Source organism: Nonomuraea sp. NPDC049309, assembly GCF_043196965.1.
GTDB lineage: Bacteria > Actinomycetota > Actinomycetes > Streptosporangiales > Streptosporangiaceae > Nonomuraea > Nonomuraea fastidiosa.
Genome location: NZ_JBICSH010000004.1, coordinates 50,493 through 67,074, shown reverse-complemented (window position 1 = coordinate 67,074; position 16,582 = coordinate 50,493). Strand labels below are relative to the sequence as shown.

14 protein-coding genes are annotated in these 16,582 nt (G+C 70.1%); all 14 read right to left on the bottom strand.

The features are described 5' to 3' along the window. Positions 1 to 46: 46 nt before the first annotated feature. Positions 47 to 1,132 carry a methyltransferase gene (locus tag ACGFIM_RS25465; RefSeq protein ID WP_393204319.1) on the bottom strand — a complete coding sequence of 362 codons (1,086 nt, stop codon included), beginning with the start codon at positions 1,130 to 1,132 and terminating at the stop codon, positions 47 to 49. Positions 1,133 to 1,233: 101 nt separating this feature from the next. Continuing rightward, positions 1,234 to 1,626, bottom strand: a complete 393-nt coding sequence (locus ACGFIM_RS25460; protein ID WP_393204316.1) for a DUF3224 domain-containing protein — start codon at positions 1,624 to 1,626, stop codon at positions 1,234 to 1,236. Between the two features lie 44 nt (positions 1,627 to 1,670). Next, positions 1,671 to 2,453: an LLM class flavin-dependent oxidoreductase gene (locus ACGFIM_RS25455; protein ID WP_393204313.1), complete on the bottom strand. Its 783-nt coding sequence runs from the start codon at positions 2,451 to 2,453 to the stop codon at positions 1,671 to 1,673. A gap of 91 nt (positions 2,454 to 2,544) precedes the next feature. Next, entirely contained in the window at positions 2,545 to 3,753 is a 1,209-nt protein-coding gene (locus tag ACGFIM_RS25450; RefSeq protein ID WP_393204310.1) for an FAD-binding protein, read from the bottom strand. Between the two features lie 97 nt (positions 3,754 to 3,850). Then, a complete protein-coding gene (araA, locus tag ACGFIM_RS25445) occupies positions 3,851 to 5,311 on the bottom strand; it encodes an L-arabinose isomerase (protein ID WP_393204307.1) in 1,461 nt (486 codons plus the stop codon). Further along, positions 5,308 to 5,979 (bottom strand): L-ribulose-5-phosphate 4-epimerase, encoded by a 672-nt coding sequence (locus ACGFIM_RS25440; protein ID WP_364067083.1) that lies wholly within the window; start codon positions 5,977 to 5,979, stop codon positions 5,308 to 5,310. Before ACGFIM_RS25440 ends, araA begins: the two co-directional genes overlap by 4 nt. After that, positions 5,976 to 7,613: a ribulokinase gene (araB, locus tag ACGFIM_RS25435; protein WP_393204304.1), complete on the bottom strand. Its 1,638-nt coding sequence runs from the start codon at positions 7,611 to 7,613 to the stop codon at positions 5,976 to 5,978. The genes ACGFIM_RS25440 and araB overlap by 4 nt, the downstream gene beginning before the upstream one ends. 37 nt (positions 7,614 to 7,650) lie before the next feature. Further along, positions 7,651 to 8,664 carry a LacI family DNA-binding transcriptional regulator gene (locus tag ACGFIM_RS25430; protein WP_393204301.1) on the bottom strand — a complete coding sequence of 338 codons (1,014 nt, stop codon included), beginning with the start codon at positions 8,662 to 8,664 and terminating at the stop codon, positions 7,651 to 7,653. Positions 8,665 to 8,740: 76 nt separating this feature from the next. Beyond that, a complete protein-coding gene (gene mmsB / locus ACGFIM_RS25425; protein WP_393204298.1) occupies positions 8,741 to 10,009 on the bottom strand; it encodes a multiple monosaccharide ABC transporter permease in 1,269 nt (422 codons plus the stop codon). A 5-nt stretch (positions 10,010 to 10,014) separates the two neighbouring features. Continuing rightward, on the bottom strand, positions 10,015 to 11,544 hold the full coding sequence (gene mmsA / locus ACGFIM_RS25420) for a multiple monosaccharide ABC transporter ATP-binding protein (RefSeq protein ID WP_393204295.1): 1,530 nt from the start codon (positions 11,542 to 11,544) through the stop codon (positions 10,015 to 10,017). 55 nt (positions 11,545 to 11,599) lie between these two features. Continuing rightward, complete coding sequence (gene chvE / locus ACGFIM_RS25415; RefSeq protein WP_393204292.1) at positions 11,600 to 12,709, bottom strand: multiple monosaccharide ABC transporter substrate-binding protein; 1,110 nt, start codon at positions 12,707 to 12,709, stop codon at positions 11,600 to 11,602. Between the two features lie 269 nt (positions 12,710 to 12,978). After that, positions 12,979 to 13,965, bottom strand: coding sequence for a galactofuranose ABC transporter, permease protein YjfF (yjfF, locus tag ACGFIM_RS25410; RefSeq protein ID WP_393205865.1), 987 nt, complete (start codon positions 13,963 to 13,965; stop codon positions 12,979 to 12,981). A 5-nt stretch (positions 13,966 to 13,970) separates the two neighbouring features. Then, positions 13,971 to 15,011 carry an ABC transporter permease gene (locus ACGFIM_RS25405; RefSeq protein ID WP_393204289.1) on the bottom strand — a complete coding sequence of 347 codons (1,041 nt, stop codon included), beginning with the start codon at positions 15,009 to 15,011 and terminating at the stop codon, positions 13,971 to 13,973. Beyond that, positions 15,008 to 16,519 (bottom strand): sugar ABC transporter ATP-binding protein, encoded by a 1,512-nt coding sequence (locus ACGFIM_RS25400; protein WP_393204286.1) that lies wholly within the window; start codon positions 16,517 to 16,519, stop codon positions 15,008 to 15,010. Before ACGFIM_RS25400 ends, ACGFIM_RS25405 begins: the two co-directional genes overlap by 4 nt. Positions 16,520 to 16,582 lie beyond the last annotated feature (63 nt).

Genomic DNA, 16,582 nt, shown 5'->3' with positions numbered 1-16,582 from the left:
GCGGGCGCGCCGCGGCCCGGCAGGCGAGACGCGGGGAGGGCCGCGGTCAGCGGCGCAGCCGCCAGAGCGAGGTCACCTCGGCGGCGCGGGCGGCGTGCAGCGGGTCGTCAGGATCACCGGGACGCCGGTGCCGCGGCGTCACGTCGAGGCGGCCGGCCACCCGCAGGCCCGCCCGCTCGAACGCGGCGAGCAGCTCGGCCCGGCTTCGCAGCCCCAGGTGCTCGGCCAGGTCCGACAGGACGAGCCAGCCCTCGCCCCCGGGCTCGAGATGCTCGGCGAGCCCGTCGAGAAAGCCCCGCAGCATGCGCCCGCCCGGGTCGTAGACCGCGTGGTCGAGCGGCGTGACCGGCTTGGCCGGCAGCCACGGCGGGTTGCAGACGATCAGCGGCGCGCGGCCCGGCGGGAACAGGTCCGTCTCCATCACCTCGACCCGCCCGGCCAGTCCCAGCCTGGCGAGGTTGTCGCTCGCGCACGCGACGGCCCGCGGGTCGAGGTCGGTGGCCACCACGCGGCGCACCCCACGCCTGGCCAGCACCGCCGCCAGCACGCCCGTACCGGTGCCGACGTCGAAGGCCAGCCGGTCGCCGGGCAGCGGCGCCCGCGCCACCAGATCGACGTACTCGCCCCTGACCGGGGAGAAGACGCCGTAGTGCGGGTGGATGCGGGCACCGAGCGCGGGCACGTGCACGCCCTTCACCCGCCACTCCTGCGCGCCGATCAGGCCGAGCAGCTCCCGCAGCGGGCCGACCGCGGGCGGGGCGTGCGGGCCGTGCACGGCGGCGCAGGCCTGCCGCACGTCGGGGGCGCGGCGCAGCGGCACCACGTGATCGGCGTCGTACGGGATGAGCAGCATGCCGAGCACGCGGGCGCGCTGCGCGCGGGCCTGGCGGTAGCGGTGGAAGCCGCTGCCGGGGGCGGCGGGCTTGCCGCGCCGCCCCATCGCGGCCAGCAGCTGCCGCGCGTTGTGGAAGTCGCCGCGCCACAGCAGCGCGGTGCCCTCGCAGGCCAGCCGGTACGCGGTGGCGGCTCGGGTACGGTCGTCGGCGACGACCACGCGGGCGGGTGGCGGCGCGCCCAGCACGGATCGCCAGGGCGCCGATCGCTCGTGTCCTGACTCGCTCCATCGGATCATCAGGACTCGACCGTTTCACGGGCGGCGCCCGCGAGGCCACCGCTTTTACCGCCACTGTCCGGTACCGCGAGGCGGCTCGGAACGTCCGGCCGAAGGCGTGCTCAGAGCGTGTGGTCGAAGCTGTACGAGTGGGTGCCGTCGGGCGCGATGGTGATGCCGATCTCGCCTCTGAGCCCGCGCAGCTCGCCGGTCGCCGATTCCGGTACGACCCTGATCAGCGCCGACTGAGCGCCCGCGTCGCTCACGCCGTCGTGCTGCACCACGAACGAGCCCGACCGGCCGTGCAGGGTGCCCTCGAAGCGTTCCATGGCCACGTACGAGCGCGAATCCTCCACCGGCGTGGTGGCCGTCAGCATGGTGACGACGCTGCTTCCGGTCAGGTCGCCGCGCCAGGTCTTGTTGAGGGTGACGAGCTGGATCGTGACGCCGTCGCCCTCGTGGACCGGCGGCTGCGGTGTCCAGACGGTGATATCGAAAGTTCCTTTGGCTGTCATCCGGGTCATGGGGACAGCCTGGCAGGCTAACCTGTCAGCTCCTGTCAGGTTCCGGCCAGGCGTTCCACGACGGGCGCGAACGCCTCCAGGCACTGGGCGTTCACCGAGACGTACGACACGCCGAGGGCGTCGCGGCGGCGCAGCAGCGTGTCGGCCATCTGCTGGGGCGTGCCGATGAGCACGCCGGTGCCGGTGAGCCCGAAGCGGCTCGCGACCCAGTCCGGCGGGTCCTCGCCGGCGAAGGCCAGGTTCATGGCCAGCTCCAGGTCGTGGAAGCGGTCGCCGGACAGCTCGTACAGCTCGTCCAGCCTGGTCGCCACCTGCTCCTCGGTGTAGTGGATGGGCAGGCCGAGCGCGATCGTGTCGGCCTTCTGCGCGGCCAGGCGCAGCATCCTGGGGCCCGATGCGGCCACGAGGATCCGCGTGTCCTTCACGGCGTCGATGGTCCGCATGACCCGGTCGACGCGCTCGCCCGGGGTGCCGTAGGGCACGCCGAGCGCCGCCGCGTCCTGCTCGGCGTCCGGCCGCCCGGCCCCGAGACCGAGCTCGAACCGGCCGCCGCTGAGCTCCTGGAGGGTCTCGGTCTCCCACGCGACCGCGCGCGGGGTGCGGTTGGCGACGCTCAGCACGTACGTGCCAAGGCGCAGGGTCGTGGTCGCCGCGGCGGCCGCGGCCAGGGCGGGGAACGGCGAGAACGTGTCGAGCGTGTCGGGCACCAGCAGCGTGTCGTATCCCAGGCTCTCGGCCCTGCGGGCGAGGCCGGTCCAGGCGGCGGCACCGGGCGCCCGTCCCGCGACGGCGCCGAATCTGAAGGGGTGATCCGTCATGCCCTTCACGATCGCCGACGGGCGGGCGCGGCACATCGTCTGGCGGACCGGTGCGGGGCTACGTCATGCGGCGCAGCCCCGCGCGGGTGCGCTACTCCCCCAGCAGTACGCGGGTGAAGGCGTTGGCGAACTTGCCCGTGGGATCGAGCCTGCGCACCAGCTCCTTGAAGCGCGGCGGGCACTCGGGGAACCGGGTGAACAGCTTGCCCCAGTGCGGCCGCGGGTCGAACGGCGCCAGCGTCCGCTCGACCAGCTCCAGCACGGGCATGACGGTATCGACGTCCCTGACCCAGGTGAAGTGGATGCCGAGGGTGTCGCGGCCGTTGAACGGGCTCAGCCACAGGTCGTCGGCGGCGATGGTGCGGATCTCGGAGATCTGCAGGGCCGGGCGGATGCGGTCGCCGATCGCGAACAGCTCGCGCAGCGCCTTGACCGCGTGCTCCCTGGGCAGCAGCAGCTCCGACTGCAGCTCGTCGCCGGCGCCGCTGGGCGGGGAGTCGGCGCGGAAGTGCGGCAGCCGGTCGTACCAGGGGCCGGGGACGCCGAGCTGGCCGGTGCAGGTGTCCGGCGGCATGGCGGGCAGCGGGTGGCGCGGGCCGTCGGCGGGCGTGGTGCCGTACCAGTCGGCGTCGGTCAGCTCGTCCTCGCGCTTGAGCCAGACGCGGGTGTCGCGGAAGTCGGTGAACAGGCTGACGCTGTAGCCGCTCGCCATGATCGCGTCGAAGTCGGCGAACGCGTCGGGGGTCAGTCCCTCGCGTACGTACTGGCGCAGCTCGAAGGCGGGCACCAGGTCGAGCGTCAGGGAGGTGACGATGCCGAGCGCCCCCACCGAGACGACCGCGCCGGGGAAGTCGGCGTCGCCGCGCGAGAGCGTCAGCAGCGAGCCGTCGGCGGTGACCAGGTCGATCGAGGAGACGGCGCAGGCGAGGCCCGGCTGGGTGACGCCGGAGCCGTGGGTGCCGGTCGCGACCGAGCCGGCGACGGAGATGTGCGGCAGTGAGGCCATGTTCGCCAGCGCGAACCCGGCCTCGTGCAGCCGCGGCGCGAGCTGGGCGTACGTGGTGCGGGCGCCGACGCGCACCGTGGCCGCGGCGCTGTCGATCTCCACGAGCTCGGGCATGCGGTCCAGCACCACCAGGTCGCCGGTGGTGTCGGCGACGTGGTTGAAGGAGTGGCCGCTGCCCAGCGCCCGCACGCTGCTGCTGCCCGCGACGAGCCGCTGCAGCTCGTCGAGGGACGTCGGATGATGGACTTCTTTCGCGTGGAATGTGGTGTTTCCAGCCCAATTGGTCAGCGTCACGTGGTTCACCTTCCCACAACTTCACCCGCCGGCCTCCGGCGGGTGGCCGCGGGTCCCCGCGCCGGGTCTGTGAGCCCGGCGCGGGGACCCGCCGGGCTCACAGACCCTGGGCCAGCCGGTAGTACGCCTGGTTCCAGCGCAGCTCCTTGGCGAACCGCTCGGTCGTGGTGTCGGCGTCGATGATCACCAGCTCCACGCCCAGCATGTCGGCCAGGTCCGTCAGCTCCTCGCGGCCCACCGCCTTCGACAGCACCGTGTGGTGCGGGCCGCCCGCGGTCAGCCAGGACTCGGTGGAGGTGCGCAGGTTCGGGCGCGGGCTCCACACCGCGCGCGCCACCGGCAGCTTGGGCAGCGGCTGCGGCGGGGCGACCACGTCGATCTCGTTGGCCACCAGGCGGAACCTGTCGCCCATGTCGGCCAGGCCCACCACGATGGCGGGACCGGGCTCGGCGTCGAACACCAGCCGCACCGGGTCCTCGCGGTTGCCGATGCCGAGCGGGTGGATCTCGCACGACGGCGTGTCCGCCGCGATCGACGGGCAGACCTCCAGCATGTGGGCGCCGAGGATCAGCTCCTGGCCCGGCGTCAGGTTGTAGGTGTAGTCCTCCATGAAGGAGGTGCCGCCCTCGTTGCCGGTCATGGCCTTCAGCGTCCGCACCAGCACCGAGGTCTTCCAGTCGCCCTCGCCGCCGAAGCCGTAGCCGTCGGCCATCAGCCGCTGCACGGCCAGGCCGGGGAGCTGGCGCAGCCCGCCGAGGTCTTCGAAGTTCGTGGTGAACGCCTTGTAGCCGCCTGCCTCCAGGAAGCCGCGCAGGCCCAGCTCGATCCTGGCCGCATAGCGCAGCGACTCGTTGCGCTCGCCGAGCAGCTCGGGCACGACGCGGTAGCGCTCCTCGTACTCCTTGACGAGCGCGCTCACCTCGGCGTCGGAGGCGGCGTCCACGGCCTCGACCAGGTCGTTCACGCCGTAGGTGTTGACCGAGACGCCGAAACGGAGCTGCGCCTCGACCTTGTCGCCCTCGGTGACCGCCACGTCGCGCATGTTGTCGCCGAAGCGGACGAGCTTCAGCGTGCGCAGCTCGGCGAGGCCCGTCGCGGCCCGGTGCCAGGCGAGGATGCGCTCGCCCACCGCCGGGTCGCTGACGTGGCCCGCCACCGTCTTGCGCGGCACGCCGAGGCGCGTCTGCACGAACCCGAACTCGCGGTCGCCGTGCGCGGCCTGGTTGAGGTTCATGAAGTCCATGTCGATGGTGGCCCACGGCAGCTCGACGTTGGCCTGCGTGTGCAGGTGCAGCAGCGGCTTGCGCAGCGCGTCCAGCCCGGCGATCCACATCTTCGCCGGCGAGAACGTGTGCATCCAGGCGATCACGCCGACGCAGTCGTCGTCGGCGTTGGCCTCCAGCATCACCCGCCGGATGGCCGCCGCGTCGGTCAGGACGGGCTTCCACTCCACCGGCAGGGGCAGCTGCTCGGCGATGCGCCGGGACTGCTCGGCCACCTGGCGCAGCGTGTCCTCGCCGTACAGCCCCTGGCTGCCGGTCAGAAACCAGATTGTCAACGCGGGCTCCTCTGTCCGTAGACGTTCTGATAGCGGTCGTAGAGGCGGTCGATGTCGTCCTGCGCGATGGGCAGCGGGTCGCCGAGCTGGCGGGCGATGTGCACCGTACGGGCGACGTCCTCGCACATCACGGCGGCCTTCACGGCGGCCTTGGCGTCCTTGCCGATGCTGAACACCCCGTGGTTCTGCATGAGCACGGCCTTGGAGCGGTGGCCCTTGAGCGTCTCGACGATGCCCTTGCCGATCGAGTCGTCGCCGATGAGCGCGAACGGCCCGACCGGGATCTCGCCGCCGAACTCGTCGGCCATCGCGGTCAGCACGCACGGGATGGCCTCGCCGCGGGCGGCCCAGGCGGAGGCGTAGGTGGAGTGGGTGTGCACGACGCCGCCGACGTCGGGCATGTTGCGGTAGACGTAGGCGTGCGCGGCGGTGTCGCTGGACGGCGAGTGCTCACCCTCGACGAGGTTGCCGTCCAGGTCGCACACGACCATGTTGTCGGGGGTCAGCTCGTCGTAGGAGACGCCTGACGGCTTGATGACGAAGAGGTCCTCACCCGGCACGCGGCCCGACACGTTGCCGGCCGTCCACACCACCAGGTTGTAGCGGACCAGCTCGGCGTGCAGGTCCGCGACCGTCTTGCGGAGAGTGGTCACATCGGGGGAAGTCATGCGCTTGCCTCGTTCCTGATCGCGCGCAGCGTGTGCAGCATCCGTCCGTCGGCGAAGAAGTCGTGCAGCCTGCGGTACTCGGCGTAGAGCCGGTCGTAGGCGTCGGCGCGGGCCGGGTCGGGCTCGTAGGCCCGCTCGGTGCGCTTGCCCATCGCCGCGGCGGCCTCCTCGATGGAGGGGTAGGCGCCGGCGGCGACCGCGGCGTGGATGGCCGAGCCCAGCGCGGGCCCCTGGTCGGAGCCGATGACCGACAGGGGACGGCGCAGGACGTCGGCGTAGACCTGCATGAGGAAGGAGTTCTTGAGCAGCCCGCCGGCCACCACGAACTCCTCGACCGGCACGCCCGACTGCTCGAACGTCTCGACGATCATCCGCGCGCCGTAGGCGGTGGACTCGATGAGCGCCCGGTAGACGTCCTCGGGCTTGGTGGCCAGGGTCTGGCCGACGATCACGCCGGACAGGTTGTGGTCGACCAGCACCGAGCGGTTGCCGCCGAACCAGTCGAGCGCGACCAGGCCGTGCTGGCCCACGGCCTGCTTCTCGGCCAGCGCGGTCAGCTCGTCGTGGCCTTCGGTGCCGAAGTTCTCCACGAACCAGGCGAAGATGTCGCCGACCGCGGACTGTCCGGCCTCGTAGCCCCACAGCCCCGGCACAATGCCGTCCTGGACGACGCCGCACATGCCGGGCACCTCGGCCAGCCGGTCGCTCGGCATGATGTGGCAGGTGGAGGTGCCCATGATGGCGACCATCTGGCCGGGCCTGACGGCGTCGGCGGCGGCCGCGGTGACGTGGGCGTCCACGTTGCCGACGGCGACGGCCGCGCCCTCGGGGATGCCGGTCCACCCGGCCGCCTGCGCGGTGAGCCGCCCGGCGAGACCGCCCAGCGGGGCCAGCGTGACGCCGTTGACGTCGTCGCCGACCTGGCCGGTGGCGAGCTTGGCGGTGAAGTCGGCGAAGCCGGGGTTCAGCTCGGCCAGGAACTCCCGCGACGGGTAGCTTCCATCCTGGAAGATGCCCTTGTAGCCGACCGTGCAGATGTTGCGGCTCTCCACGCCGGTGAGCTGCCAGATGATCCAGTCGGCGGCCTCGATCCAGCGCTCGGCCCTGGCGTAGACCTCGGGGGCCTCCTCCAGCACCTGCAGCGCCTTGGCGAACTCCCACTCCGAGGAGATCTTGCCGCCGTAGCGGGGCAGCCAGCTCTCGCCGCGCCGCGCGGCCAGCTCGTTGATGCGGTCGGCGTGCGGCTGCGCGGCGTGGTGCTTCCACAGCTTGGGCCAGGCGTGCGGCTCATCCGGTGTCTCGAAGCACAGCGGCGTGCCGTCGGCCTTCGTCGGCAGCACGGTGCAGGCGGTGAAGTCGGTGCCGATGCCGATGATGTCGGCGGCCGGCACGCCCGCGGCGGCGATCGCCTGCGGCACCGCGTTCTTGATCACATCGAGCCAGTCCTGCGGCGACTGCAGCGCCCAGTCGGGGCCGAGGCGCACGTCGGTGCCGGGCAGGGTGTGCTCGATGACGCGGTGCGCGTACTCGTGGACGGCGCTGCCCAGCTCGGCGCCGTCGCTGACGCGTACGACGACGGCACGTCCCGACAGCGTGCCGAAGTCCACTCCGACGACGTACTTGTTAGCGTTCACATTGGACTCCAGGGGTTTCCGGGGGCATGCCCATCATCTACCGGACAGGGGCGGTGCTGGCCCGCACCACGAAGCTCGGCCGCACGACCAGCCGCTCCAAGGCGGCCGGCCCCGACTCGATCTGCCGCAGCAGCACCTCGATGCAGTGGCGGCCCACCACGTCGAAGTCCTGCCTGACCGTGGTGAGCGGCGGCGAGAAGAACTCGGACTCGGGGATGTCGTCGAAGCCGACCACGCTCATCTGCTCCGGCACCCGCACTCCCTTCTCGGACAGGGCGCGCAGCACGCCGAGCGCCATCTGGTCGTTGGCCGCGAACACGGCGGTCACGCCGTCCATGCTCGCCAGGCGCTTGCCGGCCTCGTAGCCGGCGCGCGGGCTCCAGTCGCCGGCCAGCGGCTCGGGCACCGGGCGGCCCGCCTCCTCCAGCGCCGAGCGCCAGCCCTCGACGCGGCCCTCGGTCTCCATCCAGTCCTGCGGGCCCGTCACGTGCCAGACCGTCTCGTGGCCCAGCTCCAGCAGGTGGCGGGTGGCGAGCCTGGCGCCCTCCGCCTGGTCGATGCAGACCACCGACACGCCGGCGCTGTGCGTGCCCTCGACCGCGACCGCGGGCATGCCGGCGGGCAGGCTCTCCAGGGCGCGCCCGGCCGAACGCTGCGGCGCCACCACCACGACGCCGTCCACCCCCTGCTCGGTGAGGTAGCCGATGGCGTCGCGGACGCTCGCGGTGTCGATGGACTTCAGGCTGACGATGCTGACGAAGTAGCCCGCGGTCCTCGCCGCCTGCTCGATGCCGTAGATGGTGCTGGCCGGGCCGTACAGGGTGGTGTCGAAGCTCACCACGCCCAGGGTGCGCGAGCGCTTGGTGACGAGGGCGCGGGCGGCGAGGTTGCGGCGGTAGCCCAGCCGGTTGATCGCCGCCTCCACGCGGGCGCGGGTGTCCGGCCGGACGTTGGGATGGTCGTTGAGCACCCGGGAGACCGTCTGGTGCGACACGCCCGCCTCCCTGGCCACGTCGGCCATGACCGGCACGCGACGCTTGGGGGTCGTCACGGTCTCTCCTTTCGCTCGGGTGGATCTTACTCAGGGGAGCCCGCGCGATCTTGGTCGTGGGGCTCCCCGTGAGCTCTCAGCGCCCCGCGGCACCCGCCCTGCGCTTGGTCCAGACGTCGAACGCGACGGCCGCGAGCAGCACCGCACCCTTGACGAGCATGACCCGCTCGCTCGGGGAGCCGATCAGCGACATGCCGTTGTTGATGACCGCCATGATCAGACCGCCGGTGATGGCGCCGACCACCTTGCCGACGCCGCCCTGCACGGCCGCGCCGCCGATGAACGCCGCGGCGATCGCGTCCAGCTCGAAGCTGTTGCCCGCGGTCGGGCCCGCCTGGTTGAGCCGGCCGGCGAAGATGATGCCGGCGATGGCCGACAGCACGCCCATGTTCACGAAGATCCAGAACACGACCGACTTGACCTTCACACCGGACATGATCGCGGCCTGGAGGTTGCCGCCGATGGCGTAGATCTGCCGGCCGAAGACCGTGCGGTTGGCCATCAGCGAGTAGCCGAGCACGAGGATCGCCAGCAGCACGAGCACCCACGGCAGGTTCTTGAACCGGGCGAGCTGCACCACCAGGAACAGGATGATCGCGGCGCCCGCCGCCATCTTCAGCGCGAACAGCGCGATGGGCTCGACGGCCTGGCCGTAACCCTTGCGCGCACTCCTGGTGCGCCACTGCGCGGCGACCATGCCGGCGATCGCGACGATGCCGATGAGCAGGCTGAACAGGTCGGCGCCGCCGAGCGGGCCGAGGCCGATGTTGCCGAGGTAGCCGTCGGTGAAGCCGTTGGCCAGCGTGCGGACCTGGTCGGGGAACGGCCCGATGCCCTGGTTGCCGAGCACGGTCAGCGTCAGCGCGCGGAACAGCAGCATGCCGGCCAGCGTCACGATGAACGCCGGGATGCCGAAGTAGGCGATCCAGTAGCCCTGCCAGGCTCCGATGAGCGCGCCCGCCACCAGCGTGGCGAGCAGGGCCAGCGGCCACGGCCAGCCCATGTTGACCATGAGCACCGCGGCCAGAGCTCCCGTGACCGCCACCACCGAGCCGACCGACAGGTCGATGTGCCCGGCGATGATGATCAGGATCATCCCGATCGCGAGGATCAGGACGTAGGAGTTCTGGACGATGATGTTGGAGATGTTCTGCGGCTGGAGCAGCGCTCCGTCGGTGAGCACCGAGAACAGCACGATGATGAGCGCGAAGGCGATGTAGATGCCGCTCGATCGCAGGTTGAGCGATATGCCGCCGAGCGACACCTGGCCCGGCTGCCTGGGCGCCTTTCCCCCTTCGCCCGCGGCTCCGGCCTCACGCAGGCCGGTGGGCGTGATGCTGCTCATGGGAGCTACTCCTGTCCCTTGGTCATGAGATACATGAGGCTTTCCTGGGTGGCCTCCTGGCGGGGCACCTCTCCGGTGATGCGTCCTTCGGAGAGCGTGTAGATGCGGTCGCACAGGCCGAGCAGCTCGGGCAGCTCAGAGGAGATCACCAGAATGGCCTTGCCCTGGTCGGCCAGCCTGTTGATGATCGTGTAGATCTCATACTTGGCGCCGACGTCGATGCCCCGGGTGGGCTCGTCGAGGATGAGCACGTCCGGCTCGGTCATGATCCACTTCGACAGCACGACCTTCTGCTGGTTGCCGCCGCTGAGCTGGCCCACGATGCTGTCGACGCTCGGGGCCTTGATGTTCATGCTCTTGTGGAACTGCTCGGCGACCCGGTACTCCTCGTTCTCGTTCACCCAGCCGCGCTTGGCCAGGCTCTTGAGCCCGGCGGCGCTGATGTTGGTCTTGATGTCCTGGATGAGGTTGAGCCCGTAGCGCTTGCGGTCCTCCGAGGCGTAGGCGATGCCGTGGTTGATCGCGTCCTGCACGTTGCGGATCTCGACCGGCTTGCCGTCTTTGAAGATCTTGCCGGAGATGTGCACCCCGTACGTGCGGCCGAAGACGCTCATCGCCAGCTCGGTGCGGCCGGCGCCCATGAGGCCCGCGAGACCGACGATCTCGCCGCGCCGCAGCATGAGCGAGGCGCCGTCGACCACCTTGCGGTCCGGCTGGGCCGGGCTGTAGACCGTCCAGTCCTCGATGCGCAGCGCCTCGTCGCCGATCTTCGGCTCGTGCGGCGGGAAGCGGTTGTCGAGCGCGCGGCCCACCATGCCCGCGATGATGCGGTCCTCGGTGACGTTGTCGGTGGCCATGTCCAGCGTCTCGATCGTGCGCCCGTCGCGGATGATCGTGACGGAGTCGGCGATCGCGATCACCTCGTTGAGCTTGTGCGAGATGATCACGCAGGTGATGCCCTCGTCGCGCAGCCCGCGCAGCAGGTCGAGCAGGTGGGCCGAGTCGTCGTCGTTGAGCGCCGCGGTGGGCTCGTCGAGGATGAGCAGCTTCACCTTCTTCGACAGCGCCTTGGCGATCTCGACGAGCTGCTGCTTGCCCACGCCGATGTCGGAGATCGTCGTGGTCGGGTTCTCGCGCAGGCCGACCCGCTTCATCAGCTCGGCGGCCTCGTAGTTGGTGCGGTTCCAGTCGATGAAGCCGCGGGTGGCGCGCTCGTTGCCGAGGAAGATGTTCTCGGCGATCGACAGCTGCGGGCTGAGCGCCAGCTCCTGGTGGATGATGACGATGCCGGCGTGCTCGCTGTCGCGGATCCCGCCGAACTCGCAGCGCCGGCCCTCGAAGATGATCTCGCCCTCGTAGGTGCCGTGCGGGTAGACGCCCGACAGCACCTTCATCAGCGTCGACTTGCCGGCGCCGTTCTCGCCGCAGATGGCGTGGATCTCACCCCTGCGCACCGCCAGGTTGACGTCCTGGAGCGCTTTGACGCCCGGGAACGTCTTGGTGATCCCGCTCATCCGCAAGATGTGCTCGGTCATATGCCCCTCGCGTTCAGGGAAGGCCCCGGGGAGGTCCTCCCCGGGGCACGGTCCCTTACTTGAGCTGGTCCTCGGTGTAGTAGCCGCTGCCGACGATGACGTCCTTGTAGTTGCTCTTGTCGACGATCACCGGGTCGAGCAGGTACGAGGGCACGACCTTGTTGCCGTTGTCGTAGTCCTTGGTGTTGTTCACCTCGGGCTGCTGGCCCTTGAGCACGGCGTCGGCCATCTTGACCGTCTGCTCGGCGAGCTTGCGGGTGTCCTTGAAGATCGTGGAGTACTGCTCGTCGGCGATGATCGACTTCACCGACTGCAGCTCGGCGTCCTGGCCGGTCACGATCGGGTACGGCTTGCTGTAGCCGGAGCTCTTCAGCGCCGACAGGATGCCGATGGACAGGCCGTCGTACGGCGAGAGCACGCCGTCGACCTTGGTGCCGCCGGTGTAGGTGCTGGTGATGATGTCCTCCATGCGCTTTTGCGCCGTGGCGGGGTCCCACCGCAGGATGGCGGCCTGCTTGAAGTCGGTCTGGCCGCTCTTGACCACCAGCGTGCCGTCGTCGATCTTCGGCTGGAGCACCGACATCGCGCCGTTCCAGAAGAACGTGGCGTTGTTGTCGTCGGGCGAGCCGGCGAAGAGCTCGATGTTGAACGGGCCCTTCTTGCCGTCCTCGACGCCGAGGCCCTTGAGCAGCGACGTCGCCTGCTGCACGCCGACCTTGAAGTTGTCGAAGGTCGCGTAGTAGTCGACGTTCGGGCTGTTGCGGATCAGCCGGTCGTAGGCGATGACCGGGATGTTGGCGTCGGCCGCCTGCTGGAGCTGCGAGGTGATGGCCGTGCCGTCGATCGAGGCGATGATCAGGAGCTTGGCGCCCTTGGTGATCTGGTTCTCGATCTGGTTGGCCTGCGTCGGGATGTCGTTCTCCGCGTACTGGAGGTCGACCTTGTAACCGAGCTCTTCGAGCTGCTTCTTGACGTTGTCACCGTCGTGGATCCAGCGCTCGGAAGACTTGGTGGGCATCGTGACGCCGATCAGGGCGCCCGCGTTGCCGGCGGCGGCCGAAGCGGATGTCTCGGCGTCGACGGTCTTCGTGCTCGATCCACACGCCGTCATGGTCGCGGCGAGCGCGATGGCCGACACCACGCCCCCGATTCGTCCCAACCTCATGAGTGTCCCTTTCCATGGGGGTCGCGGCAGCGCTGGAACGCGGCTGCTGCCGAATAAAGCAAGGAGATCCGCCCGAACAGGACGAATCACTACAAAGCACACACCTGCTTCGCCCGATTGTTATCGCTAACAACGACCATGTCAACGTCCGGGCATAACCTGATGGTAACGTTCCCGTAAGATGCGCGAGCCGCGCCTCTCCGCCCTGACCAGGAACGATACCCCCCGGGCCAGGCAATTGCGCAGGTTTCTTACCTGTTACCAGCGTCTCACCTCCTCGCCCGCACCGAGAACAGCCGCTGCAGGAGGATGAAGACGAACAGCAGAGCCCCGATGACGATCTTCGTCCACCACGACGACAGCGTTCCTTCGAAGCTCAGGATCGTCTGGATCAGGCCGAGCACGAGCACGCCGAGCACCGTCCCCAGCAGGAACCCGCTGCCGCCGGTCAGCAGCGTGCCGCCGATGACCACCGCCGCGATCGCGTCGAGCTCCATGCCCGCGGCGTGCTGCCCATAGCCGGAGAGCATGTAGAACGTCAGCAGCACCCCGCCCAGGGCCGAGCAGAACCCGCTGATCGTGTAGACCATGATCTTCGTACGGCCCACCGGCAGCCCCATGAGGATCGCCGACTGCTCGTTGCCGCCCGTCGCGTAGACCGACCGGCCGAAGCGGGTGTAGTGCAGCACGTACGCCGCCACCGCGACCACCACGGCCGCGATCACCACGCTCGGCGAGATCCACAGATCGGCGAACAAATCAATCCTGGCCTGTGCGAACGCCGTGAACGTGGCGTCGCGGATGGGGATCGAGTCGGTGCCGATGGTGTAGCACAGGCCCCGCGCGAGGAACATGCCCGCCAGCGTCACGATGAACGGCTGGATGTCGAAGGCCTGCACGATGTAGCCCATCACCAGCCCGAGCGCCGAGCCGATGAGCAGCACCAGCGGCACCACCAGGTACGGCGGCCACCCTGGCCCCTCCATGAGGCTGGCCGCGATCATCGTCGACAGCGCCACCACCGAGCCGACCGACAGGTCGATGCCGCCGGTCAGGATCACGAACGTCATCCCGACGGCCACCACCAGCAGGAACGCGTTGTCGATGAAGACGTTCAAGATGACCTGCCCGTGGGCGAAGCCCTCGTAGCGGATGCCGCCCGCCACGAACATCGCCACGAACAGGCAGCCGGTCACCAGGACCGGCAGGTACTTCGACGGCACGGACACCCGCCCGAGCGCCGCCGTCCCGCTCATCGTGCTCATGACCTCACTCCGTCCGGCGCGCTCGTCTCCTCCTGTGCGGCTGGGGCCGGGACCGGTGGCGGCGCCGCACGCCCGCGCCCCCGCCCGCGCAGCACCTTCGCGCGGAACGACGGCGACTGGATGAGGCAGACCGCCGTCACCACCAGCGCCTTGAACAGCAGCGTCGTCTCCGGCGGCACGCCGATCGAGTAGATCGTGGTGGTCAGCGACTGGATGATGAGCGCGCCGAGCACGGTGCCGCCGAGCGAGAAGCGCCCGCCGGCCAGCGAGGTGCCGCCGATCACCACGGCGAGGATCGCGTCCAGCTCGATCCACAGGCCGGCGTTGTTGCCGTCGGCGCTGGAGACGTTCGAGCTGATCATCAGCCCGGCGACGCCCGCGCACAGGGCGGCGAAGGCGTAGACCATGACGATGATCCCGCGTGACCTGATGCCGGCGAGCCTGCTCGCCTCGGCGTTGCCGCCCACCGACTCGATGAGCACGCCCAGCGCCAGCCGCCTGGTCAGGAACGCGGTGACCGCCAGCACCGCCGCCACGATGAGGATGCCGGACGGCAGGGCCAGCCAGTAACCGGCGCCGATCTCCTTGTACGCCGGGCTGTTGACGGTGATGATCTGCCCGTCGGTGATGAGCTGGGCCAGCCCGCGACCGGCCACCATGAGGATCAGCGTGGCGATGATCGGCTGGATGCCGATGCCGGCCACCAGGAACCCGTTCCACAGCCCGAGCACCAGGCACAGGCCGAGCGCCAGCGCCACGGCGGTGAGCACGCTCGCGTCCTCGCTGATCAGCAGGCAGGCCAGCGCGCCCGAGATCGCCACCACCGAGCCGACCGACAGGTCGATGCCGCCGGTGGCGATGACCAGCGTCATGCCGAGCGCGACCAGGATGAGCGGCGCGCCGAAGCGCAGGATGTCGATGAGGCTGCCGTAGAGGTGGCCGTCCTTGACCTCGATCGAGAAGAAGCCGGGTGTGAAGAACACGTTCAGCGCCAGCAGCGCGATGAGCACCGCGATCGGCCAGAGCAGGCGTCTCATGAGGTCCGCCCTCCGCTCGCGATCGTCTCCATGAGCACGTCGGTGGTCAGCTCGGCGTCGTTGGGCAGCTCGGCCACCAGCCGCCGGTCGCGCAGCACCTCGACCTTGTGGCTGAGCCGCAGCACCTCTTCGAGCTCGGCCGAGATGAACAGCACCGCCATGCCGCCGCCGGACAGCTCGGCCACCAGGCGCTGGATCTCGGTCTTCGCTCCGACATCGATGCCGCGGGTGGGCTCGTCCAGGATGAGCAGCCTGGGCTCCAGGATCAGCCACCTGGCCAGCACGACCTTCTGCTGGTTGCCGCCGCTGAGGTCGCGGACGAGGTGGTCGGGGTTGGGCGGGCTGATCTTGAGCGCCTCGATGTACCTCCTGACCAGCTCGTCCTGCTGGTCGCGGGGCACCGGCCTGGTCCAGCCCCGGGTGGCCTGGAGGGCCAGGATGATGTTCTCGCGCACGGTGAGGTCGGGGATCAGCCCGTCGGCCTTGCGGTTCTCCGAGCAGAAGGCGATCTTGTGGTTCATCGCCGCGCGCGGCGTGCGCAGCGAGGCGGGCCGGCCGCCGATCGCGATCTCGCCGGTGCTCGCGTGGTCGGCGCCGAACAGCAGCCGGGCGATCTCCGTACGGCCGGAGCCGAGCAGCCCGGCCAGCCCCACCACCTCTCCCTCGTGGATGGTCAGGCTGAACGGCTCGATCGCGCCGGCGCGGCCGAGGTCGCGCGCCTCGACCAGCGGCCGGTCCGGCACCTCGGAGGCGCCGTGCAGCCGTTCGAGCGCTTCCAGCTCCTTGCCGATCATCTTCGCGACCAGCTCGACCTGCGGCAGTTCGCGGGTGGCGTACTCGCCGACCAGCCGGCCGTTGCGCAGGATCGTCATGCGGTCGGAGATCTCGTAGATCTGGTCGAGGAAGTGCGAGACGAACAGGATCGCGATGCCCTCGTCCTTCAGCCGCCGCATCACCCTGAACAGCTGCCGCACCTCGTCGGCGTCCAGGCTGGAGGTCGGCTCGTCGAGGATCAGCACCTTGGCGTCGATGTCGATGGCCCGCGCGATCGCCACCATCTGCTGCACGGCCAGCGAGTACGACGACAGCGGCGCGCCCACGTCCAGGTCGAGGTCAAGCCGGGCGAGCAGCTCGGCGGCCCGCGCTCGCATGCGCCGCCAGTCGATGCGGCCCAGGCGGCGCGGCTCCCTGCCGAGCAGGATGTTCTCGGCGACCGACAGATTCGTGCAGAGGTTCACCTCCTGGTAGACCGTGCTGATGCCGGCCTGCTGCGCCTCCAGCGGGCTGCCGAACGCCACGGGCCTGCCGTCCAGCTCGATGGTGCCGGCGTCGGCGGCGTAGACGCCGGTGAGCACCTTGATCAGGGTGGACTTGCCCGCTCCGTTCTCACCCATCAGCGCGTGCACCTCGCCGGGCAGCAGCCGCAGGTTCACGCCGTCCAGGGCCGTCACCCCCGGAAACCTCTTGCCGATCCCGCTCATCGTCAGGACCGGCGCGGGTACGGCCATGTGCCTTTCCCCTTCCGTGGACTCTTGGTCTGTGGCGGCGGCCCGGACGCGCGCCGGGCCGCC